General features: G+C 67.5%; 20 protein-coding genes. 13 read left to right on the top strand and 7 right to left on the bottom strand.

The genetic code is table 11. The features are described from left to right. Positions 1–209: 209 nt before the first annotated feature. Together HNR24_RS06360 and HNR24_RS06355 are read right to left on the bottom strand one after the other, a co-directional pair. Positions 210–524, bottom strand: coding sequence for a helix-turn-helix domain-containing protein (locus HNR24_RS06360; protein WP_182495348.1), 315 nt, complete (start codon positions 522–524; stop codon positions 210–212). A gap of 417 nt (positions 525–941) precedes the next feature. Then, positions 942–2,441: a recombinase family protein gene (locus HNR24_RS06355; RefSeq protein ID WP_182495347.1), complete on the bottom strand. Its 1,500-nt coding sequence runs from the start codon at positions 2,439–2,441 to the stop codon at positions 942–944. A gap of 628 nt (positions 2,442–3,069) precedes the next feature. Between HNR24_RS06355 and rpsB the strand changes: the two genes are divergently transcribed. The 7 genes from rpsB (at position 3,070) to HNR24_RS06320 (ending at position 9,056) form a co-directional block, all read left to right on the top strand. Further along, positions 3,070–3,966, top strand: a complete 897-nt coding sequence (rpsB, locus tag HNR24_RS06350; RefSeq protein WP_058888501.1) for a 30S ribosomal protein S2 — start codon at positions 3,070–3,072, stop codon at positions 3,964–3,966. Between the two features lie 19 nt (positions 3,967–3,985). After that, positions 3,986–4,825, top strand: a complete 840-nt coding sequence (tsf, locus tag HNR24_RS06345) for a translation elongation factor Ts (protein ID WP_058888502.1) — start codon at positions 3,986–3,988, stop codon at positions 4,823–4,825. Between the two features lie 226 nt (positions 4,826–5,051). Further along, positions 5,052–5,774, top strand: a complete 723-nt coding sequence (gene pyrH / locus HNR24_RS06340; RefSeq protein WP_058888503.1) for a UMP kinase — start codon at positions 5,052–5,054, stop codon at positions 5,772–5,774. 78 nt (positions 5,775–5,852) lie between these two features. Further along, positions 5,853–6,410 carry a ribosome recycling factor gene (frr, locus tag HNR24_RS06335; protein ID WP_058888504.1) on the top strand — a complete coding sequence of 186 codons (558 nt, stop codon included), beginning with the start codon at positions 5,853–5,855 and terminating at the stop codon, positions 6,408–6,410. Continuing rightward, entirely contained in the window at positions 6,410–7,264 is an 855-nt protein-coding gene (locus HNR24_RS06330) for a phosphatidate cytidylyltransferase (protein ID WP_182495346.1), read from the top strand. The genes frr and HNR24_RS06330 overlap by 1 nt, the downstream gene beginning before the upstream one ends. Positions 7,265–7,266: 2 nt before the next feature. After that, the gene (locus tag HNR24_RS06325) at positions 7,267–7,827 is read left to right on the top strand and encodes a DivIVA domain-containing protein (protein WP_058888506.1); all 561 of its coding nucleotides are present in this window, start codon (positions 7,267–7,269) and stop codon (positions 7,825–7,827) included. 209 nt (positions 7,828–8,036) lie between these two features. Continuing rightward, a complete protein-coding gene (locus tag HNR24_RS06320; protein ID WP_182495345.1) occupies positions 8,037–9,056 on the top strand; it encodes a type IV toxin-antitoxin system AbiEi family antitoxin in 1,020 nt (339 codons plus the stop codon). 93 nt (positions 9,057–9,149) lie between these two features. Here HNR24_RS06320 and HNR24_RS06315 read toward each other — a convergent pair whose 3' ends face one another. Both HNR24_RS06315 and HNR24_RS06310 read right to left on the bottom strand, forming a co-directional pair. Next, positions 9,150–10,808: a monocarboxylic acid transporter gene (locus HNR24_RS06315; protein WP_058888508.1), complete on the bottom strand. Its 1,659-nt coding sequence runs from the start codon at positions 10,806–10,808 to the stop codon at positions 9,150–9,152. Further along, positions 10,808–11,170 (bottom strand): DUF485 domain-containing protein, encoded by a 363-nt coding sequence (locus HNR24_RS06310; RefSeq protein ID WP_182495344.1) that lies wholly within the window; start codon positions 11,168–11,170, stop codon positions 10,808–10,810. The genes HNR24_RS06315 and HNR24_RS06310 overlap by 1 nt, the downstream gene beginning before the upstream one ends. A gap of 213 nt (positions 11,171–11,383) precedes the next feature. On the opposite strand from HNR24_RS06310, the gene HNR24_RS06305 reads away from it, so the two are divergent. From HNR24_RS06305 to HNR24_RS06290, 4 genes are read left to right on the top strand one after another with little or no spacing between them, the layout of a single operon-like run. Beyond that, the gene (locus tag HNR24_RS06305; RefSeq protein ID WP_375139266.1) at positions 11,384–12,277 is read left to right on the top strand and encodes a sensor histidine kinase; all 894 of its coding nucleotides are present in this window, start codon (positions 11,384–11,386) and stop codon (positions 12,275–12,277) included. Then, positions 12,274–13,035, top strand: coding sequence for a LytR/AlgR family response regulator transcription factor (locus tag HNR24_RS06300; RefSeq protein ID WP_182495342.1), 762 nt, complete (start codon positions 12,274–12,276; stop codon positions 13,033–13,035). The genes HNR24_RS06305 and HNR24_RS06300 overlap by 4 nt, the downstream gene beginning before the upstream one ends. Next, positions 13,035–13,478 (top strand): hypothetical protein, encoded by a 444-nt coding sequence (locus tag HNR24_RS06295; RefSeq protein ID WP_182495341.1) that lies wholly within the window; start codon positions 13,035–13,037, stop codon positions 13,476–13,478. The genes HNR24_RS06300 and HNR24_RS06295 overlap by 1 nt, the downstream gene beginning before the upstream one ends. Beyond that, positions 13,475–15,001, top strand: a complete 1,527-nt coding sequence (locus tag HNR24_RS06290; protein WP_157075421.1) for a sodium/solute symporter — start codon at positions 13,475–13,477, stop codon at positions 14,999–15,001. Before HNR24_RS06295 ends, HNR24_RS06290 begins: the two co-directional genes overlap by 4 nt. 130 nt (positions 15,002–15,131) lie before the next feature. Here HNR24_RS06290 and HNR24_RS06285 read toward each other — a convergent pair whose 3' ends face one another. Then, positions 15,132–16,190: a Gfo/Idh/MocA family protein gene (locus HNR24_RS06285; RefSeq protein ID WP_182495340.1), complete on the bottom strand. Its 1,059-nt coding sequence runs from the start codon at positions 16,188–16,190 to the stop codon at positions 15,132–15,134. 209 nt (positions 16,191–16,399) lie between these two features. Between HNR24_RS06285 and HNR24_RS06280 the strand changes: the two genes are divergently transcribed. Both HNR24_RS06280 and HNR24_RS06275 read left to right on the top strand, forming a co-directional pair. Then, positions 16,400–19,093 carry a glycosyltransferase family 2 protein gene (locus tag HNR24_RS06280; RefSeq protein WP_182495339.1) on the top strand — a complete coding sequence of 898 codons (2,694 nt, stop codon included), beginning with the start codon at positions 16,400–16,402 and terminating at the stop codon, positions 19,091–19,093. Then, a complete protein-coding gene (locus HNR24_RS06275) occupies positions 19,090–20,637 on the top strand; it encodes a chitinase (protein WP_182495338.1) in 1,548 nt (515 codons plus the stop codon). The genes HNR24_RS06280 and HNR24_RS06275 overlap by 4 nt, the downstream gene beginning before the upstream one ends. A gap of 81 nt (positions 20,638–20,718) precedes the next feature. Here the strand turns inward: HNR24_RS06275 and HNR24_RS14255 are convergent, their stop codons facing one another. Together HNR24_RS14255 and HNR24_RS06265 are read right to left on the bottom strand one after the other, a co-directional pair. Then, positions 20,719–23,424: a helix-turn-helix transcriptional regulator gene (locus tag HNR24_RS14255; protein WP_157075422.1), complete on the bottom strand. Its 2,706-nt coding sequence runs from the start codon at positions 23,422–23,424 to the stop codon at positions 20,719–20,721. Positions 23,425–23,549: 125 nt separating this feature from the next. Continuing rightward, complete coding sequence (locus HNR24_RS06265) at positions 23,550–24,776, bottom strand: IS110 family RNA-guided transposase (RefSeq protein WP_182495337.1); 1,227 nt, start codon at positions 24,774–24,776, stop codon at positions 23,550–23,552. Positions 24,777–24,889 lie beyond the last annotated feature (113 nt).

Genomic DNA, 24,889 nt, shown 5'->3' with positions numbered 1-24,889 from the left:
CTGTGCAGGCGGAAAAGGTTCCACCTCACGAGACGCTGTTCTGTGACGAACCAAGATTGCCTGCACAGCCTGCACAACGGCACTCGGCAGCAGCAGGGCAGGGGTTGCCACACTGTAAACTTGCGAAGTAAAATCAGTAGCAACAATTGAAGAACCAGTGAGATGGTTGGAGACCCCTACGTTCGCCGCGTGGGGGTTTTCGTTTGTTGTCATACGGCACCGCCTCCGCTCAGGCGGGCAGCCAGCTCAGCGCGCTTGTCGGCGCTCAGCGGGGGAGTGGCGGCCAGGGCGCGCTCGACGGCGGCCTCGGCCTTGGCGAAGAGATTCTCCGGCTCGACGGGATGCTCAGTGGCGAATGCTTCGAGATCTTCGACGCAGACCTCACGGGGGATGGTGCCGCGCTTTCGGGCGCGGAGGTTCCCCTCGCGAATGAGGCGGTCGATCGAGCTGCGGCTGACCGGATATTTGGCAGCGGCAGCGGAGATCCTGATATACGTCAGGTCTTCTGTGATGGTGGCAGGCATGTGCAGCGCTCCATATGACGATGGGCGCAGTTATTCAAGATCTGCACAAATTTTCAGCCGAATCCGCGCCTGCCGACGCGGTGGCCTGGCCCGAGGGCCGCACTAATTTCTACCGGTGTTCCTGCCTGCCAGCTAGGAGCCGGTGGTATCGCCTACAGCGGTCGATACCCGCAACTGTTATTCAGCGGATCAGCCTGCCGACTGACCAACCTAGCCATCACCGAAGTGATAGCCGCAACTATTTCTCCGCTATCTCACCTGCCGGTGAGACGCAGTGATCAAAACTGCGGTCCGGCGTGTGCCGAACACTCACCAGCTTACCTGTTTAGCTCACACTGCTCAACTACATTGCGCCGTTCTCGCAGGTTAAAGGCTCGATTCTGCTCAAAGACCAGCAGAAAATTCATTCCAGAATTGTCACCAATCGGCTGTGATGTAGACCGTATCCGGATTGAAAGTCTTCATCCGGCCCTCGATCTTCCTCCTACGCGAGCCTTTCTGCCCGGGCTGGCCCACGGTGATGCGCAGACCGTGGTTCAGTAGGGACCGGATGACCTCGCGCTTCCTATCCAGATCCGCCTTCTTCCACGCAGCACGCGCCGATGATCCGGTGAATTCGATCATGGATTCATCCGGTGTGGCCTGCCGCAGCTCGACCTGAGCCTGATCCAACTGCGGCTGAACCGTGGCATTGAACTGTTCCAATTGATCGAAGGTCATCTTCCCCTCGGCGACACGGCCCGCTGCCAACCTCATCTGCGCCTTGAGGCCTTCAACGCGCTCGTGCGCAGCCTCCAGGCGTGCTGAGTCCCCGCCGAAGATCTCAACGCCTTCACGTTCCAGGAGCCGCAGGACGTACTCAGTCACCATCATCTCGACACCTTCGCGGTTCTGGCCGACCTTGTTGCAGCCAGGGGGGACGCAGCGATAGATCTCAACACGTTCGTACTCGTACTTCTTCATCGTGCCGTCGGACAGGGTGTACGAGCGTTTCGCGTTCGAGCCTACGTTCCGGCGCATCGCCTGGCCGCACAGGTCGCAGCGGATGAGGCCACTCAGCAGGTACCGGTTCGGGGTCCCGCGATTCACCACTCGCTTCGGGTCGGTCAGGATGGCGACGAGACGGTCGTACTGAGAACGGGTAGTGAGCTGCGGCCATTTCCCCGGATACTCGACGTCGTCGTGGATGGTGAACCCGGCGTTGATGGGGCGCAGTAGCATCCGGCGAAGGTGGCTGGAAGTCCAGCCCCGACTGTTCTTCATCGTGGGGATGCCGCGTTTATTGAGGTCCTGCGCAATGGCATGACACTTCTCGCCGTTGAGGGTGCGCTCAGCACACTCTTTGACCACAGCGGCCTCGACGGGGTTGAGCACCAGGTCCTTGCCCTTGGTCCCGTCCTCGTTGACAGACCAGTCCCAACCGTAGGGTTTCGTCCCGATGTACCGGCCGTCCTCGCGCAACTCCCGCATCTTGCTCTTCAACCTCCGCGACTGCTGCTCGGCCTCATGTTTAGCTACTGTGCCCTTGATACGCGCCGTCATCCGTCCCTGCGGGGTGGCGAGGTCGATGACGCCGCCGACGCTGGCGAGGTGCAGCTGGTGCCGGTCTGCCCACTCGATGACGTCCTCAAGCTCGCGCGGTGTCCTGGTGAGCCGGTCAACGTCGTAGACGACTATTCCGCGAATCCACCCAGCTTCGATGGCCCTGATCATGTCTTGGTAGCGAGGACGCACCTTGCTGCGAGTAGCGGAGACGTCATTGTCTTTGAACACATCAACGACCTGCCAGCCTTTGCGCTCGGCCAGCTCCCGACATTCCTTCTCCTGCCTGGCGACTCCGAGGCCGAGGGCCTCGGAGTCTTTGGAGATTCGGACGTAGATGGCAGCTGGAATTGATGGCTCAGACATGTTGCTCATCTTAGTACGTCCTAGTGATGATCACCCCAGGGGGAGGGCGGTCTGGTGAAAGGCCGCAGCTCACCTGCGGACACCGGAGGGACCCAGAGCGCCCGTGTCGCTGATGGCGCGTCGAGCTCCGTAGGGTCGATTCCCAGCAGCAGCGATCCGGCTGAGGCGGGAGTCAACACCCCCAGAACAAGCAGCAGCGTGAGACCCAGCGTTGCTGCCCTCAGCCGTCCGAATCTGCACCCGCTCGCGTCCATGCATCCAGCCTCGACCACCGGCGAACCCCGATCCCCGCGAACGCGCTGAAGTGTGCAGCGTGAGGGCCCCCGGCGGATCCCTGCGACGGTTGGGGAAAACGCCGTCGAGCGGCTAAGCTGAACCCCAGCAGTTGACACTGGCGTGCCCCGGCGTGCCTGGATCAGCTGACTACGCGCAGGAGCTGCCCGAGTGATCGGGGCGTTTCTCATCGGTCCACATCGCTGTCCCTGACCCTGGAACAGCCGTGCGGCGAGAACGCGAGGCCTCTCCCTCTTCTGCCAGGAGCCCGAGAGAACCGGGCCATTGTCCAACCGAGAATCCCAGCCGGAGCTGCATCAGGCATGTCCTGCATGTTCTAAGCCCGGCATTGAAAGGAAATACCATGCCTGTCGTCACCATGCGCCAGCTGCTCGACTCCGGTGTCCACTTCGGTCACCAGACTCGCCGCTGGAACCCGAAGATGAAGCGCTTCATCTTCACCGAGCGCAACGGCATCTACATCGTTGACCTCCAGCAGTCCCTGACCTACATCGACACTGCCTACGAGTTCGTCAAGCAGACCGTCGCCCACGGCGGCTCCGTCCTCTTCGTCGGCACCAAGAAGCAGGGCCAGGAAGCCATCGCCGAGCAGGCCACCCGCGTCGGCCAGCCCTACGTCAACCACCGTTGGCTCGGCGGCATGCTGACCAACTTCCAGACGGTCTCCAAGCGCGTGCAGCGCATGAAGGAGCTCGAGGAGATCGACTTCGACGACGTCGCAGGCTCGGGTCACACCAAGAAGGAACTGCTGCTGATGCGCCGCGAGCTCACCAAGCTGCAGTCGAACCTCGGTGGTATCCGCAACCTGACCAAGACCCCCTCTGCGGTCTGGATCGTCGACACCAACAAGGAGCACCTGGCGGTCGATGAGGCCAAGAAGCTGGGCATCCCGGTGATCGCCATCCTCGACACCAACTGCGACCCCGATGACGTCCAGTACCCGATCCCGGGCAACGACGACGCCATCCGGTCCGTGGACCTGCTGACCCGCGTGATCGCCGACGCCGTGGCCGATGGCCTCATGGCTCGCGAGAACAAGCGCGGCGGCGGCTCCGGCGCGGCTGCCGAGCCGATGGCCGAGTGGGAGCGCGAGCTGCTCGAGCAGCACGCCACCGAGAAGTCCGCCGAGGCTGAGAAGTCGGAGCAGGCTGCAGAGCCCGCCAAGGCTGAGCAGTCCACCGAGGCTCCCGCCGCTGAGTCCACCGAGTCCACCGACGCTTCGGCTGAAGAAGCCAAGTAAAGAGAGGAACTGCTTTTCTATGGCGAACTACACCGCTGCAGACATCAAGGCCCTGCGTGAGCGCACCGGCGCCGGCATGATGGACGTGAAGAAGGCTCTGGATGAGACCGACGGCGATACCGAGAAGGCCCTCGAGGCCATCCGGATCCGCGGACTCAAGGGTGCTGCCAAGCGCGAAGGCCGCTCCGCCGTGGAGGGCCTGGTCACCGCCAAGGTCGTCAACGGCACCAAGGGCTTCCTGATCGAGATCAACGCCGAGACCGACTTCGTGGCCAAGTCCGCGAAGTTCGTCGCGCTGGCCGACAAGGTCCTCGAGACCGCCGTCGCCCACGACGTGGACACCGTGGAGGCGCTCCTGGAGGCCGACGTCGAGGGCAAGAAGCTCGTCGACTTCGTCACCGAAGAGGGCGCGATCCTCGGCGAGAAGGTCGTCGTGCGTCGTCTTGCCACGGTCGAGGGCTCCTTCGTGGACGCCTACCTGCACAAGACCTCCAAGGACCTTCCGGCTCAGGTCGGCGTGCTCTTCGCCGTCGACGCCGACTCGGACCAGGCCAAGGAAGCTGCCCACGACATCGCGGTGCACGCCGCCGCGCTGTCCCCGCAGTTCCTGACCCGCGACGAGGTCCCCGCGGAGACCGTGGCCGATGAGCGCCGCATCGCCGAGGAGACCGCACGGGCCGAGAACAAGCCCGAGCAGGCGATGACCAAGATCATCGAGGGACGCACCAACGCGTACTTCAAGGACAACGTGCTGGTCGACCAGCCGTTCGCCAAGGACCCGAAGAAGACCGTCACCCAGGTCCTCGAGTCCGCCGGCACGTCCGCCAAGGGTCTGGCTCGCTTCCGCGTCGGAGCCTGATGCTTGATGCCGCTGAGACTCGCGGCAGCTGAACTGCAGAGCCGCTGACCATTAGACTGGTCGCAGCTCAACAGTTCAGACGTCAAGGGGGTGGCCACTTCACACGAGGTGGTCACCCCCTTTTCTGTGCCCACCGCGACCTGCTTCGGTCGCAGCGGCCGCCAGTGAGCGGCTCACCGCGACCGAGACCACCTCACCCCGCCCCACAAACCCCTGGAGGACACCCATGACCGCAGAGACCCCGACCCACCGCCGCCGTGTGCTCCTGAAGCTCTCCGGAGAGGTCTTCGGCGGAGGTGCAGTGGGAGTGGATCCGGCCACGGTGCGCGGGATCGCCGAGCAGATCGCCGCCGTCAAGGGTCAGGTGGAGGTCTCCGTCGTCGTCGGCGGCGGCAACTTCTTCCGCGGCGCCGAGCTCTCCCGGGCCGGCATGGACCGGGCCCGCGCCGACTACATCGGCATGCTGGGCACCGTGATGAACGCCCTGGCGCTGCAGGACTTCCTGGAGCAGGCCGGGCAGCCCACCCGCGTGCAGACCGCCATCACCATGGGTCAGGTCGCTGAGTCCTACATCCCGCTGCGCGCCGTGCGCCACATGGAGAAGGACCGGGTCGTCGTCTTCGGCGCCGGTGCAGGCATGCCGTATTTCTCCACCGACACCGTCTGTGCCCAGCGCGCGCTGGAGACCCGTTCAGACATGGTGCTGATGGCCAAGTCCGGTGTGGACGGGATCTACACGGCGGACCCGAAGACCACCCCCGACGCGCAGAAGCTCGATCACCTCACCTACACCGACGCGCTGCGCAAGAACATCCGGGTGATGGACCAGACCGCGATGACCATGTGCAATGACAACGACCTGAACATGCGGGTCTTCGGCATGGAGGGCGAGGGCAACGTCACCCGCGCCCTGCTCGGAGAGGAGATCGGCACGCTGGTCACCCCCTGACCTGGTGGCCCGGACTAGACTGGACCTCTATTGAGTCCGCAACGTCTTCCCACAACGTCATCCCATAAGGAGACCCCCGTGATTGATGAGACCCTGGCAGATGCCAAGGAGCAGTTCGAGCGAGCCATCGAGGCCACCTCGGTCGACTTCAGCACCGTGCGCACCGGCCGCGCCAACCCGGCGCTGTACTCCCGGGTGCTGGTGGATTACTACGGCGCCGCCACCCCGCTGCAGCAGCTGGCAGCCTTCTCCACCCCGGATGCCAAGACCATCCTGATCACCCCCTACGACATCTCAGCGATGCGCGACATCGAGCGCGCCCTCTCTGACTCTGAGATCGGGGCCAACCCCTCCAACGACGGCAAGCAGATCCGGATCACGATCCCGGACCTCACCGAGGAGCGCCGCAAGGAGTACGTCAAGCTGATCAAGTCCAAGGGCGAGGACCACAAGGTCTCGGTGCGCAACACCCGGCGCAAGTCCAAGGAGATCATCGAGAAGGCCATCAAGGACGGCGAGGTCGGCAAGGACGACGGCGAGCGCGGCACCAAGGAGCTCGAAAGCCTCACCAAGTCCTATGTCGAGAAGATCGACGAGATGAGCAAGCGCAAGGAAGCTGAGCTGCTCGAGGTCTGATGTCAGGCAAAGCTGGGAGGGACCTGCCCGCAGCCATCATCACCGGTGTCGTCCTGCTGGTCCCGGCACTCCTGGGGATCTTCTTCTTCGAGCTGCTGCTGATCTTCGTCTGGACCATCCTGCTCTCCATGGGGGTCTGGGAGGTGGCCCGCGCCCTCGAGACGCGGGTGGCACCCAACGGACACCAGCTGCGACTGCCGAAGATTCCGCTGTTCCTCGGCGCCGTGGCCATGCCCACCGCCGCCTACTTCGGCGGGGTGGAAGCGCTGACGCTGGCGCTGATGGCCACCGGGCTGGCGATCATCGTCGCCGCGGCGCTCTGGAAGGTGCGCGACCCCGGTCGTTCCATCCTGGCCTCGGTGTTCGTGGCCAGCTGGGTGCCGTTCATGATGTCCTTCGCGGTGCTGCTGCTCAACCTTGACCAAGGCGACTGGCGGCTCGTCGTCGTCGTGCTGCTGGTGGTCTCCAACGACACCTTCGGCTACATCTTCGGGGTCTTCTTCGGGAAGCATCCGATGGCGCCGAAGATCAGCCCGAAGAAGTCCTGGGAGGGTTTCGCGGGCTCGCTGCTCGGGGCCTCCGGTGTCGGGGTGCTGGCCTCCTGGTTGATCTTCGATGAGCCGCTCTTCGTCGGAGCGGTGCTCGCCGTGGCCGTGGTGGTCGCCTCCACCGCCGGGGACTTCTCCGAGTCGATGGTCAAACGCGAACTCGGCATCAAGGACATGTCGCGGCTGCTTCCGGGTCACGGCGGAGTGATGGATCGCCTGGATTCGCTGGTCTTCGCAATGCCCACCGCGTTCTTCGTGGTCGTGGCGTTCAGCGGGGATACCGGTGGTGTTCCACTAGGCTTATGAGCATGGCGCAGAACGAGACGGCACTTTTCACGCTCCTCAACGAGGGCGAGCAGGGTTACCACCGCGACGAGGTGGATGAATTCATGGCACGCGCCCGCGTGGCCTATGACTCCGGCGAGGGCATGGCGCTGGCCGAGATCCGTGACGTGAGCTTTTCGATGACCGGCGGCGGCTATGACCCCGCAGAGGTCGACGGCGCGCTGGACCGGCTCGAGGACGCGTTCGCCGGCGCCGAGCGGGACAAGTACATCGACGCCCATGGCGAGGACGCCTGGTATGAGATGCTCGCCGAACGCGCGGAGCCGCTGCGCGGACGGCTCTCCCGCCCGGACGGCAAACGCTTCCGAGAACCGGCACACTCCTCCTCCAACGGCTACCGCAAGGAACAGGTCGACGAACTCTGCCGCCAGCTCGAGCAGTACCTCGACGGGGAGAACCCGATGAGCGTGGACGAGGTCCGCACCATGACCTTCTCCGGCGCCCACGGCCACAACGGCTACGACGAGGCCCAGGTGGACGCATTCCTGGACAAGATGACCGAGATCATGGCTTCCGTCGGCTGACCCAGCCTCTCCTTACCTTTCCCTTTCGTTGAGGGGCGGATTCTGCGGGTATCTCATGGGGTTTTTGGCCCTAGATGCTCGCAGATTCCGCCCCTCAACGTGTGTGGCACGGTTTCGCCGCTTCATCCCCAGCCTCGGGTTCCGCCGGGACTCTCCACAGCCAAGCCCTGGGCCCCCGGCGAGGCGGCGAGCCGGTGTGCACTGACTCCGTGGAGTCACCGAGCAGATCCCAGGATGGCCGTCGTCGCCCCGCCATGTTCGTGCCATCAGACGGACGACGACGGGCGCGGCTCCATGCCGAGGGTATGACGCGCCGCGATCTCGAGCATTCCTGGGCGAACGACCTCCTGCGCCGACTGGCGCACGGCGTGTATTCCGGCACAGGGCTGCCGCAGGAGCCGGAGTCTGATCCGATCAGCGCGCTGCTGCAGGGGCTCACCGAGGCCACCCCACGGGTGGTCAGCTTCGAGACGGCAGCCCGGCTCTGGGGACTGGTTCCCGGGGAGGTCGCCCCGCCGTTCCACCTGAGCAGTCCTGCAGGCGGCCCGCGGGTGCAGCGGCCCAAACTGGTGGTGGGGCACCGGATCACGGTCCCGGATCAGTTCGTCGTCGACCTTCACGGAATCCGGGTCACCAGCCCGGCCTGGACCTGGTTGGACCTCTCGCTGCGCGCAGCCGCGAGCGCATCAGCGGGCCGCGCCGTCGAACGTGCGGTGCTCCTGGGTGATCAGGCGGTGCGTTCCCCGCGCCGCGAATTCGGCGAGACCGGTGGGCCGCTGGCGAGCATCGACGAGCTGCGTGAGGCTGTGCGGGTGCGTGGTCGCACCAAGGGCATTCGGCACGTCCGTGAGGCTGTGGTCCTGGTCCGGGTCGGCGTCGACTCCCCGCAGGAGTCCCGGTTGCGGTACTTCATGCACCTCGCCGCCCTTCCCGAGCCACTGGTGAACCCGGTGATTCGGGATCCCACTGGATATCCCTCCTTCGAGCCCGACCTGGCCATCCCGGAGTTCCGCGTCTCAATCCAGTACGAGGGGGAGGACTTCCACTCCACCCCGCTGAGCGTGCGGAAGGACGTGCGTCGCAGCGAGATCACCGAGGAGCTGGGCTGGGTCGAGGTGAGGATCACCGCAGACCATATGAGTGATCAGGGACGCCTCGCGGTCCAGCGCATCCAGCGTGCGCTGGTGCAGCGGGGTTGGCGTCCGGAAAGCTTCACCACACACCGCTGAGGGGCGGATTCTGCGAGTATCTGACGCCGATGCCGGCCTCAATCACTCGTAGAATCCGCCCCTCAACGAAAGGGGGAGGAGGGGAGGATCAGGTCAGTGTTCCACGGCCTTCTCCGCTCCCACGCCGGTCAGGGACCGGATCTCCATCTCGGCCTGCTTGGCCGGGTCCTCCGCCACCTTCGAGGTCAGCGAGCCGATCCAGCCCAGCAGGAAGGCCAGCGGGATCGAGACCAGCCCGGGGTTGGTCAGCGGGTACAGCGCCAGGTCTACATCGGGGAAGAAGGAGGTGTCCCGGCCCCAGACCACGGGGGAGAACGCGATCAGCAGCAGCGCCGAACCCAGCCCGCCATACATCGACCACAGCGCGCCACGGGTGGTGAAGCGCTTCCAGAACAACGAGTACAGGATGGTCGGCAGGTTCGCCGAGGCGGCCACCGCGAAGGCCAGCGCCACCAGGAAGGCCACGTTCTGACCCTGGGCCCCGATCCCGCCGAGGATCGCGAGGATCCCGACCACGATCACGGTCATCTTCGCGGCCTTGACCTCACCGGCGGAGTCGATCTTGCCCTTCTTGATGACCTGGGCGTAGACGTCGTGGGCGAAGGAGGCCGAGGCCGTGATGGTCAGCCCGGCGACCACCGCAAGGATGGTGGCGAAGGCGACGGCGGCGATGAAGCCCAGCAGGAAGGTTCCGCCGAGTTCGTAGGCCAGCAGCGGTGCCGCTGAGTTCTGACCGCCCGGCGCCGCGAGGATCGTCTCGGTGTCCAGCAGGGCTGCTGCGCCGTAGCCCAGCACCAGGGTGAACAGGTAGAACGCGCCGATCAGGGCGATGGCGACCACCACAGACTTGCGTGCGTCCTTGGCGGTGGGCACCGTGTAGAAGCGGATCAGCACGTGCGGCAGGGCGGCGGTGCCCAGCACCAGGGCGATGCCCAGGGACATGAAGTCCAGCTTGGTGAACAGGTCGGCGCCGTACTGCAGGCCCGGTTCGAGCAGAGCAGCCTCGCCGGTGTTCTCCACCGCGCCGCCGAGCAGCTCGGAGAAGTTGAAGCCGTAGAGGGCCAGCACCCAGATGGTCATCACCGCGGAGCCCGCGATCAGCAGGGTGGCCTTGATGATCTGCACCCAGGTGGTGCCCTTCATGCCGCCGATGAAGACGTAGAAGATCATCAGCGCGCCGACCACGGCGATGATCAGCGACTGGCCGATCCCGCTGTCGATGCCCAGCAGCAGCGAGACCAGCGCTCCGGCGCCGGCCATCTGGGCCAGCAGGTAGAACAGGCAGACCGCCAGGGTGGAGATCGCCGCGGCGATCCGGACCGGCTGCTGGCGCAGACGGAAGCTGAGCACGTCGGCCATGGTGAACTTGCCGGTGTTGCGCATCAGCTCGGCGACCAGCAGCAGGGCGATCAGCCAGGCCACGAGGAAGCCGATGGAGTAGAGGAAGCCGTCGTATCCGTAGATCGCGATGGCGCCCACGATGCCCAGGAAGGAGGCCGCGGAGAGGTAGTCCCCGGCGATCGCCGTGCCGTTCTGGGTGCCTGAGAAGGAGCGTCCGCCGGCGTAGTAGTCAGCGGCGGTGCTGGTGTTCTTCGATGCACGGATCACGAAGAACAGCGTGACGCCGACGAAGACCAGGAAGATCGCGATGTTCGCCAGGGGGCTGCCCACGTCGGAGCCGGCCTCTGCGGCCGCGGTGGCCAGCGGCAGCCCGGCCGCCTCGGAGCTGGTTGCGTTGATCAGGGAGTTCATCAGTGCTTCTCCTCCTCAGGAAGGCCCGCGCCCCGGGCTTCGAGCTCGGTGCGCAGCGCCGAGGATTTGGGGTCCATCTTTGAGTTGCTGAACCAGACGTAGAGTCCGGTGATCACGAACGTGGTGAGGAACTGCGCGAGTCCGAGCACCAGGCCGAGGTTGATGTTCCCCCAGACCGGGATCGCCATCACGTCGGGGAAGAACGCGGCGACCAGCACGAATGCGATGTACCAGATGAGGAAGAACGCGGTCATCGGGAACACGAAGCTCCGATGCGTCCTGCGAAGCTCCTGGAAGTCTTCGCGCGCCTGCACCTCCTGGTAGTCAACAGGCCCCGCATTGGGGGCATCGACCTGTGTCATGACGACTCCTTCGGATTGCGTCGGCACGCCGCAGCGGGCCTCGGTCATGGTGGTGTATCTCCAGAGTGCAGTGTGATCCGGGTCACTGTCGCGCTGGTGGCTGGTCTGTGCGATGAGCGGCACCGGATAAGCGATGAGTGGTCGTCCTCGTATGAGGTGGACCGGCCGTGAGCTGTGCAACAGATCCGTGCGCGGGCTCATAGGATGAGGGCGATGAACTTCCTGGCAGAGCTCGGCCCCCTGGTGCTCGCCCTGGCCCTGGTGGCTGGGGTGGTGCTGGCTGCCGTCCTGCTCTACCGCACCCACGACGACGACGCCGGCCCCGCCTCCGCGCGCCAGGCGGTGATCTCTCCAGAGATCCGGGAACAGCTCAGCGAGGCCGAGGAGTCGCTGCGCCGTCAGCTGGTGGAGGCGGAGCTGCGGTCGCTGCGCGCGCAGATCTCCCCGCATTTCATCTACAACAGCCTCAACGCCATCGCCGCGAGTATCCCCACCGACCCGGTCCGGGCCCGGGAGCTGGTGCTCGACTTCGCTGATTTCACCCGGTACAGCCTGCGCGCGGAGGGGGAGTACACCACATTGCGCGAGGAGCTCGCCGCCGTGGAGAGCTATGTGCTCCTGGAGAAGGCCCGCTTCGGGGAGCGGATCCAGGTGAAGCTGCAGATCGCTCCGGAGGTGCTCGGGGTGCAGATCCCCTTCCTCGCCGTGCAGCCCCTGGTGGAGAACGCGGTGCGGCACGGAGTCGACTCTGACACCGGCTCCGGGACGGTCTGGCTGCGCGCCGCGGACACCGCCACCCATGCAGAGATCAGCGTGGAGGACGACGGTCCTGGTGCGGACCCGGAGGCGATCCGCCAGGTGCTCCACGGCGCGGCCAGCAATGCGCACATCGGGGTGCGCAATGTGGATCTTCGACTGCGCCAGGCCTACGGCGCCGCTGCCGGGCTCGTGGTGGAGACCGCCCCCGGAGCCGGGATGAAGGTCTCCATGCGGGTCCCGAAGTTCCAGCCAGACCCGGTGCGGACCGAGCCGTCGAACGCCCAGCGTCAGCCGGTGACACAGTCCCCGCCGGCCCGGCAGCCAGGCGAGGATCTGGGAGCGTCATGACAGATGTCGCTATGCGTCCCCCGGGTCTGAGCATCCTGGTGGTTGACGATGAACCGCTCGCGGTCTCGCAGATGACGTGGCTGCTCGCCGCCGAGCCGCATGCCGGGGAGGTCTTCACCGCCACCGATGCGCGCAGCGCCGAGCAGGAGCTTCAGCGGCGACGCATCGATGTGGTGCTGCTGGACATCCATATGCCCGGGATGAGCGGGCTCGGCCTGGCCCGGAGGCTGCGGGATCAGTCATCAGCTGGAGTTCAGGCCGGGCCCGGGCCGCAGGTGATCTTCGTGACCGCAGACGCCCATCCCGCAGTGGAGGCCTTCGAGCTGGAGGCCCGGGACTACCTGCTCAAACCGGTGCGCGCGCAGCGCCTGGCCGAGGCGCTGCGCCGTGCGACGGCGGCGCGAGAGTCCGCCGAGCAGGAGCGGCAGGAATCCCCCCGGGTCTCGGTGCTCCAGGGTGACTCCACGGTGCTGATCGCGCTGCAGGACATCCGCTGGGTCCAGGCGCACGGGGATTATGCCCGGCTGCACACCCCTGCCGGGGCCTACCTGCTGAGGACCCCGCTGGCCGAGCTGGCCGAAGCGTGGCAGGAGCATGGGTTCCTGCGCACCCACCGATCCTCCCTGGTCAACGTGGCGCACGTGCAGAAGGTGACCCGCAGGCAGGGGCACATGATCATCGAAGTCCCCGGCGCTGAGCTGGAGGTCAGTCGACGCCTGATGCCGCAGGTGCGCGAACGCCTGGAAGCCGGTCGCTGATGCCCCAGCCACCCCAGCCACCCCAGCCCCGCACCCCCGGCTCCGCCGTCCGGCGGGTTCCAGTCCACGGTCCGCAGTCGGTGCCCACGGTCCGGGAAGCCCTGCTGACCCGGGAGCAGGCCGCCGATCACGCGCGCAGCGCAGGACAGGACTCGGATCAGCGCTCCCACGCGGTGCGCTGCCTGATCCGGGCGCAGCTTCGGCTCGCACTGACCCTCGGCGTCGGATTCTTCTGCACGGTGGTGCTGGTCGCGCTGCTGCTGGTGAGCACCGGCGTAGGGGCGCTCACGGTCTGGGGCGTCCCGCTGGCCTGGGCAGTCCCCGGAGTCGGGTTCTTCCCGGTCCTGCTGGGCCTGGCCTATTGGTATCGCCGGCGCGCCGAGGCCAACGAACGGCTGTGGGCCGAGACGCTCGGACTCCAGTTGAAACAGGCTGGCCGGTGACCGGGGAGCAGATCACCGTGCTGGGCGCCGTCGCCCTGGTGTGCGCGGTGACCCTTCTGCTGGGCGGGCCCGGATTCTCCCGCAGCACCGGGGACTTCTTCGTGGCCTCGCGCCGGGTCCCGCCGTGGATGAACGCCTCGGCGATCGCCGGGGAGTTCCTCTCCGCAGCCAGCTTCCTCGGGGTGGCAGGCCTGATCCTGGCGCACGGGACCTACGGACTGTGGTTCCCGGTGGGCTACACCGCAGGATTCCTCATCGTGCTGCTCTTCATGGCCGCGCCGCTGCGCAGATCCGGGGCCTACACGATCCCGGACTTCGTGGTGCTGCGCTTCCGTTCCGCGCTGATGCGCCGCATGACGGTGATCGTGGTGGTCGCCGCGGGCTGGCTCTACATCGTGCCGCAGCTGCACGGGGCCTCCATCGCGCTCTCCGCCACCGGCGGGGCACCCGGCTGGGTGGGGCCGCTGCTGGTCGCCCTGGTGGTGCTCTTCGTGGTGCTCACCGGGGGGATGCGCTCGGTGACCCTCGCGCAGGCGGTGCAGTACTGGGTCAAGCTCACTGCTCTGCTGGTGCCCACCATCTTCATCCTGCTCCAGGTCGGGATCTGGGACCGGCTGGAGCTGCCAGAGTTCCATGGCGCCTGGTCGGCGGGGCTGGCGGCATCGGGGGCGCCGAGCGATGCCTGGGGTGAGCTCTCACGCAGCCTCTCGGTGCTGGTGGCACTGATGATGGGAACCCTTGGGTTGCCCCACGTGCTGGTCCGCTTCTACACCAACCCAGACGGCGGCGCCGCCCGCCGCACCACCACCTTCCTGCTGGGCCTGCTCGCACTGTTCTACCTGCTGCCGGTGGTGCTCGGCGTGATCGCCCGGATGGTCTGGGGCACGGCGACGGCGGCCGGTGAGCTCGCCGGGACCGGGGGCCTCAGCCACGACACCGCCATCCTCCGGCTGCCCTCGGCGGTCTTCGACGGTCTCGCCAGCGATATGCTCACCGCGCTGATCGCCGGGGGAGCCTTCGCTGCGTTTCTCTCCACCACCTCGGGCCTGGTGGTCTCGGTCTCCGGGGTGCTCTCCCAGGAGTTCTTCTCCGGCACGGTGCGCGGGTTCCGGCTCGGTGCGCTGCTGGCGATCGCCGTGCCGCTGGTGGTGGGCTCTGCGACCTCCGAGCTTGCCCTGGCCGGCGCGGTGGCGATGGTCTTCACGTTCACCGCCTCGGCGCTGGCTCCGGTGATGCTGCTCGGGGTGTGGTGGCGCGGGCTCACCGCCCAGGGGGCGTTCTGGGGCATGCTGGTCGGTGCGCTCAGCGCGCTCCTCGCCCAGGTGCTGGGACTTGCCCTGGGGGAGGGCCCGGTCCAGGACGGGCCGCTGCAGCTGCTGGTCTCACCGGCGCTGTGGTGCGTCCCGCTGGCCTTCTTTGTGACCGTGCTGGTCAGCCGGTTCGGACCCGGGCAGCCGCCGGGCCACACCGAGGCGGTCATGCAGCGGCTGCACACTCCGGAGGTCACCGCCCAGCGCAGCTGAGCCGCAGCGCAAGACGAGACCCAGCGCAAGACGAGGCTCAGCGGAAGATGAGACCCGGCGCGGGCCCCGACAAGACGAGACCCGCCCCGGGCCGGGCCTCATGTGGGACGAGACTCAGCGCAGCCGAAGCTCAGCGCAGGCGGGGCTCGCCCGGGTAGCGCAGACCGATCTGCGACCGGATCTCGTCCAGAGTGCCCATGATCCGCACCGAGTCGTCTACGCTGAGCCGCTCTCCGGTGAGCGCGCCGCGGGTCACATAGTCCTCGGCGGCGAGCGCCTGATGCTGCATGCCCACGCCCTGCCGGGGGGACTCGTAGCGTTCCACGAGTGTGCCGTCGGCGGCGCGGTGGCTGAAGTCGGCAGAGGTGTACCAGACACCATCGATGTCGATCCGGCCCTCGGAGCCCACGATATGGGCGGTGTTGGGACCCTTCGCGCGCGAGGAGGTCGTCGTCGTCGAGAGTGCCCCGGAGAGGTGAGTCATCACGGTGGCGACCTCGGTGTCCGCGCCGGTGGCGCCGAAGTGTGCGGCCGCCTGGATGCTGATCGGCTCACCGAGGATGTCCCAGGCGAAGGAGACCGGGTAGACGCCCAGGTCCAGGAGGGCACCCCCGCCGAGCTCCAGGGCGTTGATCCGGTGCTCCGGGTCCGTGGGCAGCGACTGGGTGTGGTCCGCGAACACGGTGCGGACCTCCCCGATGCCCCCGGCATCGATGATCTCGTGGATCCGGCGCATATGCGGCAGGTACCGGGTCCACATCGCCTCCATGACCAGCAGCCCCCGGCGCGCGGCGATCTCGCGCAGCTCCACGGCCTCGGCCCGGTTGAGCGTGAACGGCTTCTCCACGAGCACGTGTTTGCCCGCCTCCAGGGCCATCCCGGCGGTCTCGCGGTGCATCGGATGCGGAGTGGCCACGTAGACGATGTCCACTTCCGGGTCCGCCACCAGCGCCTGATAGCTCTCGTGGGCGCGGGGGATCCCGTAGGTGGTGGCGAAGCGCTGCGCGGACTCCAGCGAGCGCGAGCCCACGGCGCGCACGTTGAGCCCGGCGAGCAGGGCGTCTGCGGTGAACTGCCCGGCGATGAATCCGGTGGCCAGGATGCCCCAGCGCAGCCCGCTGGGTCGGGTGGTGCCCGTGCCCTGGGGGAATTCCTCGGTTGCCGGCGGTGTTGTCTGGCTCACAGTCATGGGGCTGAGAATACACCGAGCAGGAGTTTTCCTGGGGCAACTAATTCGGACATCGGTCCGCCAGTCGGTGAAACCCTAGGGTGGGACCCCAGGGTCGGGCACCGGGTATAGACAATAGTCTCTATATCGCACCAGGGTCCGCCGGACCGTTCACCGGCGGACCCACCCTCTTCGCAGGTCCCCCTGCCTGAGCCTGAGGATGTCTCCCCATGTCTGTTCCCCCCAGCTCGGCCCGGTCGGCCTCCAGCTCTCGCTCCTCCCGCCGCGAAGCCGCCGCCGCTTCGAGCTCCGCCGAGGCCGCGAAGAGCCCCCGACGACGCCGCCAGCTCGGGGCCGAACGTCGCACCGAGCCGCTGCCGGTGGTCCACCCCCGGCCCAGTCTGCGTCGGATCGTGCTGAGCCGGCTGGCGATCCTGACCACCGGCCTGGCCTGGATCGGCTACGTGGTCAGCACGGTGCTCTGGCAGTTCCTGGAGTACGGATCGCAGAACTTCCGCTTCACCATGGAGACCGTGGGCTACCTGATGGTGGTCACGATGCTGACCTTCTCCGCCCTGATGTACCTGGTGGCTCGGCACGGTGCGCTGCTGCGCTTCCGCGCACACCGCAGAACCTCGCGGGCCGAGCTGGACGCGCACTTCAGCGGGCACAGCGCCGTCTCCCAGCGGTCCGAGAACGATGCCCCGATGGTCGTCCTGGTGCCCTCCTACGCCGAGGAGCCGGGCGTGGTGCGCCAGACCCTGTGGTCGGCGGCGCTGCAGGAGTACCCCGAGATCCACGTGGCGCTGCTCATCGACGACGCCCCGGACTCGCAGAGTCCCGCGCTGGAGCAGACCAGAAGCCTCTCTGCGGAGATCGAAGCCGCTCTGAAGAAGCCTGGGACCCGGATGTCCGACGCCCAGGTCGTCTATGAGATGGGTCTGGCCCAGGGTCAGCACGTGAATTCGCTGCAGGTGCTGACCCTGGCCGGGCACTACTCCTGGGGTGGAAGCTGGCTGCGTCAGATGGCCAGCCAGGAATCCCGGGCGGATCACGTGGACGATTTCTTCTGCGACCAGGTCCTGGGCAGCCTCGCCACCGAGCTGGAGGCCACCGCAGACGCGCTGGTCATGGCGGCGAAGTCCCAGGAGCTCCCCGCCCCGGAGCGGATGCTGCAGCTGCACCGCCGGCTGGCCTGGATCTTCACCGCGAAGCTCTCCAGCTTCGAGCGCAAGTCCTACACGAACCTCTCCCACGAGGCGAATAAAGCGATGAACCTCAACGCCTACCTCGGGCTGCTCGGTGGCGAGTACAAGGCGGAGCTGAGCTTCGCCGGTACCGCGCTGCGACCCGTCCAGCCCGGAGAGACCCCCGACCTCAGCGTGCCGGATGCCGAGTTCGTGCTCACCCTGGACGCGGATTCGCTGCTGCTCCCGGAGTACTGCCTGCGACTGGTGCACCTGCTCGAGCAGCCCGGGAACGAACGCATCGCCGTCACGCAGACCCCGTACTCCTCCTTCCGCGGAGCCGGCAGCCGGATCGAGCGCCTGGCCGGGGCGACCACCGATATCCAGCACCTGCTGCACCAGGGGATGAGCCACGCCGGAGCCACCTTCTGGGTGGGCGCGAACGCGGTCATCCGGACCGCCGCGCTGCAGGACATCGCGGAGACCAGCTGGGAGAACGGGGTGCTGGTCAAGCGCTTCGTGCAGGACCGCACCGTCATCGAGGACACCGAGTCCAGCATCGACCTCGGCACCCACGGCTGGACACTGATGAACTACCCCGAGCGGCTCTCCTACAGCGCCACCCCGCCCGACTTCGGCTCGCTGGTGGTCCAGCGGCGCCGATGGGCCAACGGGGGCCTGCTGATCCTGCCGAAGCTGGTGCGGGAGCTGCGCGCTCGGCGTCGTCGGGGTGAGCAGATCCGGCTGACCGAGGTGCTGCTGCGGCTGAACTACATGGCCTCGATCGCGTGGGCCTCACTGGGCCTGATCTTCCTGCTGGCCTACCCCTACGACTCGCGACTGCTCAGCCCGCTGATCCTGCTCGCGGCCGTGCCCTACTTCCTGACCATGGGGGCGGACCTGCGGGAGTGCGGGTACAAGTTCTCCGACATCTTCCGGATCTACGGGTTCAACCTGATCCTGCTCCCGGTCAACCTGGCCGGGGTGATCAAGTCGCTGCAGCAGGCGCTGACCGGGGAGAAGATCCCCTTCGCCCGGACCCCGAAGGTCAAGGACCGGACCGCTGCTCCCTGGCTCTACGCGCTGGCGCCGGTGCTGATCGTCGCGTTCTCGCTGCTCACCCTGTGGCGCGACATCGGCCAGCAGAACTGGGGCAACGCCGCCTTCGCCGCCTTCAACGCCTTCTGGGGCGCCTGGGCGTTCATCGCCTACATCGGAGCCGTCAACGCGCTGGTGGATGTGGCCCTGGCGATCCGCGGCTGGTTCTACGTCGAGCAGCCCAAGGCCTCCAAGCGCACCCGGGGCGGCCGGCGCAAGGCCGCCTCCAACGAACCCCAGGAGGAGACCCTGGACTGGCGCGCCGTGCTGGATGAGGGCACCCTCGGGGCCAGCTCGGCCTCCCGGCAGGGCGCAGCGTCGGGACACCGGGCACCGGCCTCCCGGGGACGGGCAAGCCTGGGACCGACGCTGCGCGGCACCACTCAGCAGGCGACCGGGCAGAAGGCGACCGCTCAGAGGGGGACCGCCTCGAATGGAGCCGCCAAGACGGGAGCCGCCAGCAGGACGGCGGCAGGCAAGGAGGCAGCCAGCATCGCGCTGGCACCGCGCGGCTTCCCCGTCGCGGCCTCCCCGGCGGTGCTGCACCCCTTGACCAGTCACAAACTCACCTTCCAGCCGCTGTCCGTGGCGACGCCGCCGGCAGATGACCCACGCAGCGCCCAGGAGGCCAAGGCATGAGCTCCACCGCACGACTCTCCCCGTGGCGAGTCAGCCTCGCCGTCATCATCGTCCTGGCCACCGTGGTGGCCGGAGTGCTAGGAGCACGCATGTACGAGGCACGCGCCACCCAGGGACCCGCGCCCGAATGGTTCGCCGGCTACGTCGATGTCACCGCCACCCCGAGCTACGCCTTCGAAGAGGGCTCGGCCGACTCCGAAGGCCACGTCTCCGACGTCGTGCTCTCCTTCATCGTGGCCGATGAGGAAGGCACCTGCACGCCCAGCTGGGGCACCTACTACGGCCTGGATGAAGCCGGTGCAGAGCTCGACCTGGACCGCCGGATCCAGCGGCTGCGCGAACAGGGCTCCGGGGTCGTGGTCTCCTTCGGCGGGGCCCTGAACCAGGAGCTGGCGACGGTGTGCGAGTCCCCCGAGGAGCTCGCCGGAGCCTACCGGGAAGTGATCGAGCGCTATGACCTGGACACCATCGACCTGGACATCGAGGGGCCCGCGCTGCAGGACCCGGCGAGCGTCAAGCTCCGCGCCCAGGCCGTGGCGCTGCTCCAGGAGGAGCTCAGCGCCGAGGGCAAGCCGCTCGCGGTCTGGCTCACGCTGCCGGTGATCCCCAGCGGACTCACCAGTGAGGGTCGAGACGTGGTGATCGCGATGCTCGAGTCCGGGACGGACCTGGCCGGGGTGAACCTGATGACGATGAACTACGGGCAGGCGCGGGACGCGCGCTCGATGTTCGACGCCTCCGCGGCGGCCATGCGCTCCACGCACCGCCAGCTGGGCATCATCTACGAACAGGCGGGCCTGCCGCTGAGCAGCGCCGCACTCTGGGGCAAGCTCGGCGCGACCCCGATGATCGGGCAGAACGATGTGGTCGATGAGGTCTTCACGCTCGAGGACGCGCAGCGGTTCAACGAGTTCGCGGTGGAAAACGGCATCGGACGGGTCTCGATGTGGTCGCTGAACCGCGACGTGACCTGCGGGTCGAACTACCCGGACACCTCGCGGGTCTCGGATGCCTGCAGCGGAGTCGATCAGGGGGATGCGCGCTTCTCGGAGCTGCTCAGCCAGGGCTACTCCGGACACGCCGCCGAGGCGGCCTCGGCGACGACCGAGCCGGATCCGGCCGCGGCGGCACCGGCCGAGGATGATCCCGAGACCAGCCCCTACCCGATCTGGAACGAAGAGGCCTCCTACCTCGAAGGCAGCAAGATCGTCTGGCACCGCAACGTCTATGAGGCGAAGTGGTGGACCCGCGGGGAGCTTCCGGACAACCCCGTCCTGGAGGCCTGGGACACCCCGTGGGAGCTGATCGGTCCGGTGATGCCTGGAGAGACCCCGATGCCGGTGTTCACCGTGGAGAAGGGAACCTACCCGGAGTGGAAGGGGTCGTCGGCCTACGAGAAGGGCGACCGGGTGCTCTCCGAAGGAACCCCCTATGAGGCGAAATGGTGGACCGAGGGGGACAGCCCGGACGCCTCACAGGTCGACCCGGACAGCTCCCCCTGGGTGCCGCTGAGCGCCGAGGACGTCGAGCAGGACCTCGAGTAGGCCCCAGCGCTGACCAGGTGGGCAGCCCGCCGAGGAGCTGAACCTCAAGGGTTCGTGCACCGCCTGGCAGGAAGCTGCCGCTCAGGCCCGGACGCCGGGGGAGAACCCCGGTGTCTGGGCCGGCGGGCTGGTGCGCTGGGAGGCCACCGCCGCGGCGGTCCAGAGCTCGCGCCGGGACCCCATCCCCAGCTTCGGCAGCAGGTTCGAGACGTGATACTCCACGGTCTTCTTCGAGACGAACAGGCCCTCGGAGATCTCCTGGTTGGTCCGGCCCTGCGAGATCAGGTGAGCGATGTCGCGCTCCCGCGGGGTCAGCGAGGCGTAGCGGCCGGCCACCGCCAGAAGCCGGCCCTTCACCGCGGTCAGTTCGGGGGAGGCGCCGAGCTGGGCGAAGATGTCCCGCGCCGCTTCGAGCTGCTCGTCGGCCTCGATGTGCTCGCCGCGTTCCCGGTGGGTCACACCGAGCAGGTGGTGCATCCGGGCCCGGGTGTGCGGGAAGTCGGTGGAGAGCCAGATCGCGGCCCGGTAATCTGCCACGGCGCGCACCAGGTCACCCCGCCGAGCGGCCAGCTTCGCCCGCACCGCCACCGGGTGGCCGAAGGGCAGCGGCAGCCCGGGGCGCAGCGCCACCTTCTGCGAGAACGTCTCCAGAAGCCGCTCCGCCTCCGCCAGCTTCGCCGCCGAGAGGTTCTTCTCGGAGTCCAGGAGGGCATCGAGCTCGAGTGCCCGCCACCCGATGAGCCCCACGGCATCGGACCAGCTGTTGAGCCGGCTGCGCCGGAAGTCCGCGATCACCTGCAGCGCGCGCTCATGATCCCCGGACATCCGGGCAGTCCACGCCATCGCGATCATCACGTTGTACAGCGGCAGCGCGCTCGCGGTGGTCACGTGGTGGGCCAGCCAATCCGTGTGCTCCGCGGCGGCGGTCTCATCGGCGTGGGCGACGGCGACCATGGCCAGCACGGCATGCGAGCTGGCCAGGCCGCGCCAGTCCTGACTGGTGCGTGCCATCGCGATCACCCGCTCCGCGCGCAGGATCGCGTCGGTCCAGCGTCCCAGCTGGAAATCGATCATGGCCTGCTCCGCCATCCCGCGCTGAGCCGCGGCCGGGACCACACGGTGGTGCCGGCCAGCCTCGGCCCGCTCCAGGTCATCCAGCGCGGCCGCGGTGTGCCCGGCGTAGTAGTGCGCCCGGCCCCGGAAGTACAGCGCGTCGGTGTGTTCTGCGGTGCCGGCGGCCTCGATCAGGAAGACATCGAGCCGAGTGATCGTCTCCTCGATGGCTCCGGTGTTCCACAGGGCGTAGACCTCATGCATCACCAGCAGCCGGCTGAGCACCCGGTCGATGGGGGAGACCAGTTCGACGTCGAGCTCTCGCAGCTCGGCGACCGCGGCCTGCGCCGCCTGTTCCTCGGCGGAGGCGATCTCCACGGTGCACAGCAGGATCAGCATCCGCCAGCGGGTGAGGTCTTCGAGGTCTTCCGGCGCGCCGGGACTGCGCAGCACACCCAGGAGCAGGCGGCGGGCCTGGGCGAGCTCGCCGGTGAAGAACGCCAGCCCGGCTTGGAAGAAAGAGATCAGGATCGGGTCCTCGAGCAGCTCGATCTCGGCGAAGAGCTCCACGACGCCTCCGGGGTTCTCGGCGATGCCCACGGTGAGGCTGGCCGAGACCATCCGGCGTCGTCGTTCGTCGCCATGGCTGACGCTCATGGCAAGAGCCAGGTATTCGGCGCTGGCCGAGTAGTCACCGGCGTCCAGCGCCTGCAGCCCCTGCGCCTCCAGGGCATCACCGAGCGTGGGGTCCATCTGGGCAGCGGCGGCGCAGAGGTGCCGGGCGCGCGGCAGCCCGGTGGTGCGCTCCGCCAGGAGCTTGTGCAGCTGCCGCCGGTGCACCGGTTCGATCAGCGCCACCGCCGCCTCTCGCCAGGCCTGGTCCGCCAGGTGCACCTCCTGGCCGTTTCCGGAGAGGATCGGGCTCAGCGCCTCGACCAGGTCGCCGGGCTCCGGCGGGGTGAGCAGGTCCAGGCGGGCCGCGCGCAGCGCGAGGATCGCCGCCTCGGCCGCGATCTCGGCTCGGGAGCCCCCGGAGTCCAGCGCGAGGACCTCCAGGAAGGTGCGCAGGCATGGTTCCAGACCGGTGATCTCCGGTTCCAGATAGGACTGCGGGATCGTGGAGGCCTCGACGGCGGCCACATCCAGGCCCGCGCTCATCAGTCGCAGCGCGATCCCGGGGTTGCCCGCGGCGCGTCGATGCGTGGCGGAGAGCAGCGGCTCGCTCAGGTGATGCCCGTGCTGCCCCAGCAGCTTCGCCAGCTCAGGCTGCGGGATCCCGCGCAGCGTGATCCGGGTGCCGGTGTGCGCGGCGAGCTTGGCGAGCCGGCGCACCAGCGGATCGGTGGTCGGGGAGGCGGTGGCCAGCAGCAGCACCGGTGGGGCGGCGCCCGGCGCCCGGGAGCCCTGCTCCACCAGCCGATCCAGGGCCTGCTTGGTCTTCGCCGATGCCCGGTGCAGGTCATCGGCGACCACACAGTGCGGCCCGGGGCCGTGCTGCTCCAGGGCCTCGGGCAGATCCAGGGTCGCGGAGAGATCCGTGACCGAGACGATCCTGAGTCCAGCGGCCTCTGCGCGGCCGCGGGCCTCAGCGGCCAGGGCTGACTTGCCTGAGCCGATCGTGCCTTCGAGCAGGCAGACGGCGCTGCGACCGGCGAGGGTGCTGTAGATCGCGCGCAGCACCTTGGCGCGCTCCGGTTCGCGGCCGAGCACGACCGCCGCGGTTTTGGCTTTCACGCGCGTGACCCCCTGGTGGGTTCAAGACGCCACCGTCAGCGGCGTAGGACACATGATATGCGCAGGTCAGGTCGGCACCAACGAATGTGTCGAGATAATCGGGGGGGGTGCCTCTATGGTTTTAGTCAAGCCGCCAGGGAGTGTTCTGATGCGATCGGGGCGGCTGGGTCTTGGTAGAGAGTCCCGTCGCGCAGCATCGCATAGAGCGTGTCCAAACGGCGCCGCGCCAGCGCGATGATGGCCTGCTTGTGCCGCTTTCCTTCGGCGACCTTCCGGTCGTAGTAGGCCCTCGAGGGCGGGTGGTGCAGGGCCGCGAACGCTGAGTTGTAGAGACTCGATTTCAGCCGCTTGTTCCCGCCGCGGTTGGCGAACTCCCCACGAATGGAAGTCCCGGAACGCCTGGTCGTGGGCGCAATCCCGGCGTAGGAGGCCAGATGGCCTGCCGTTTTGAAGTCCTTGCCCACGACTTTGGTGAGGATCCTGGCAGCGGTCCTGACCCCGATTCCGGGCATCGAAGTCAGGACCCGGTAAAGAGGGTGGGCCTCCACAAGAGCCTCGACCTGGGCCAGAACCCCGGCCCGCTGCCGGGTCAGGTCTTGTAGCTGACTCGCCAGGATCGGCACGATCGTCGCGGCCGCCCCGGTGCCGGCGACCACCACGGTCTGGGCCTCCAGAGCCGAGAAGATCTCCTCAGTGACCCGCTCGGCCAATCGTGGGTTGTGCTTCTTGATCCGATTGCGCACATGACCCCGCCCCGCGCTCTTGAGTCGTTGCGGGGTCGGCCAGGTGACCAACGCGTCGAGGACCCCTACCTGATGCAGATGCGGTCCCATTGCTCGTTCCAGGGCGGGATGGATCTGAGTGAGCAGTCCGCGCAGCCGGTTCCTGGCCGCGGTCATCTGGCCCAGCAGGTCATCATCGAACCCAGCCAGCACGGCGAGTTCAGCGACCTGTTCATCTGAGACCGCGATCGAACGCAGCGCGGCGGGCATCGTGCGAGCGGTCTCGGCAATGATGAACGCGTCGCGGGCATCGGTCTTGGCTGATCCGGCGTGCAGATCCGCCATCCTGCGCATCGTGAGCCCCGGCAGGTAGGCGATCTCAATGCCAGGCACGGCTTGGGCGACTGCCACGGGCAGGGCTCCGATCGTGGCTGGTTGATCCACGATCACCAGCGCTGCGCCATGCTCACCGGTCAGCCCGGCGAAGAGTTCCCTAAGCCGAGTCTCGTCGTTGGGCAGAGGTTTGTCGTAGACCTTCTCCCCGTCACGGGTCAGGGCCGTGGCGTGATGTTCCGATTTACCCACGTCGAGGCCGATGAAGAGGGCGAAACTGCGCAGATCAAAAGCCATGGCGGGCTCCCATCGTTGCGGATCTCGTCACCACCGCGGGCACGACGCCTGTGGCAGTCAGTCATCCAGTCCAAAGAGTCGGTGGGCGGGTCATGCTCGGCATCCACGTTAGA

The organism is Nesterenkonia sandarakina, assembly GCF_014138825.1.
Lineage (GTDB): Bacteria > Actinomycetota > Actinomycetes > Actinomycetales > Micrococcaceae > Nesterenkonia > Nesterenkonia sandarakina.
This window is presented reverse-complemented; position numbering and strand designations above follow the sequence as displayed.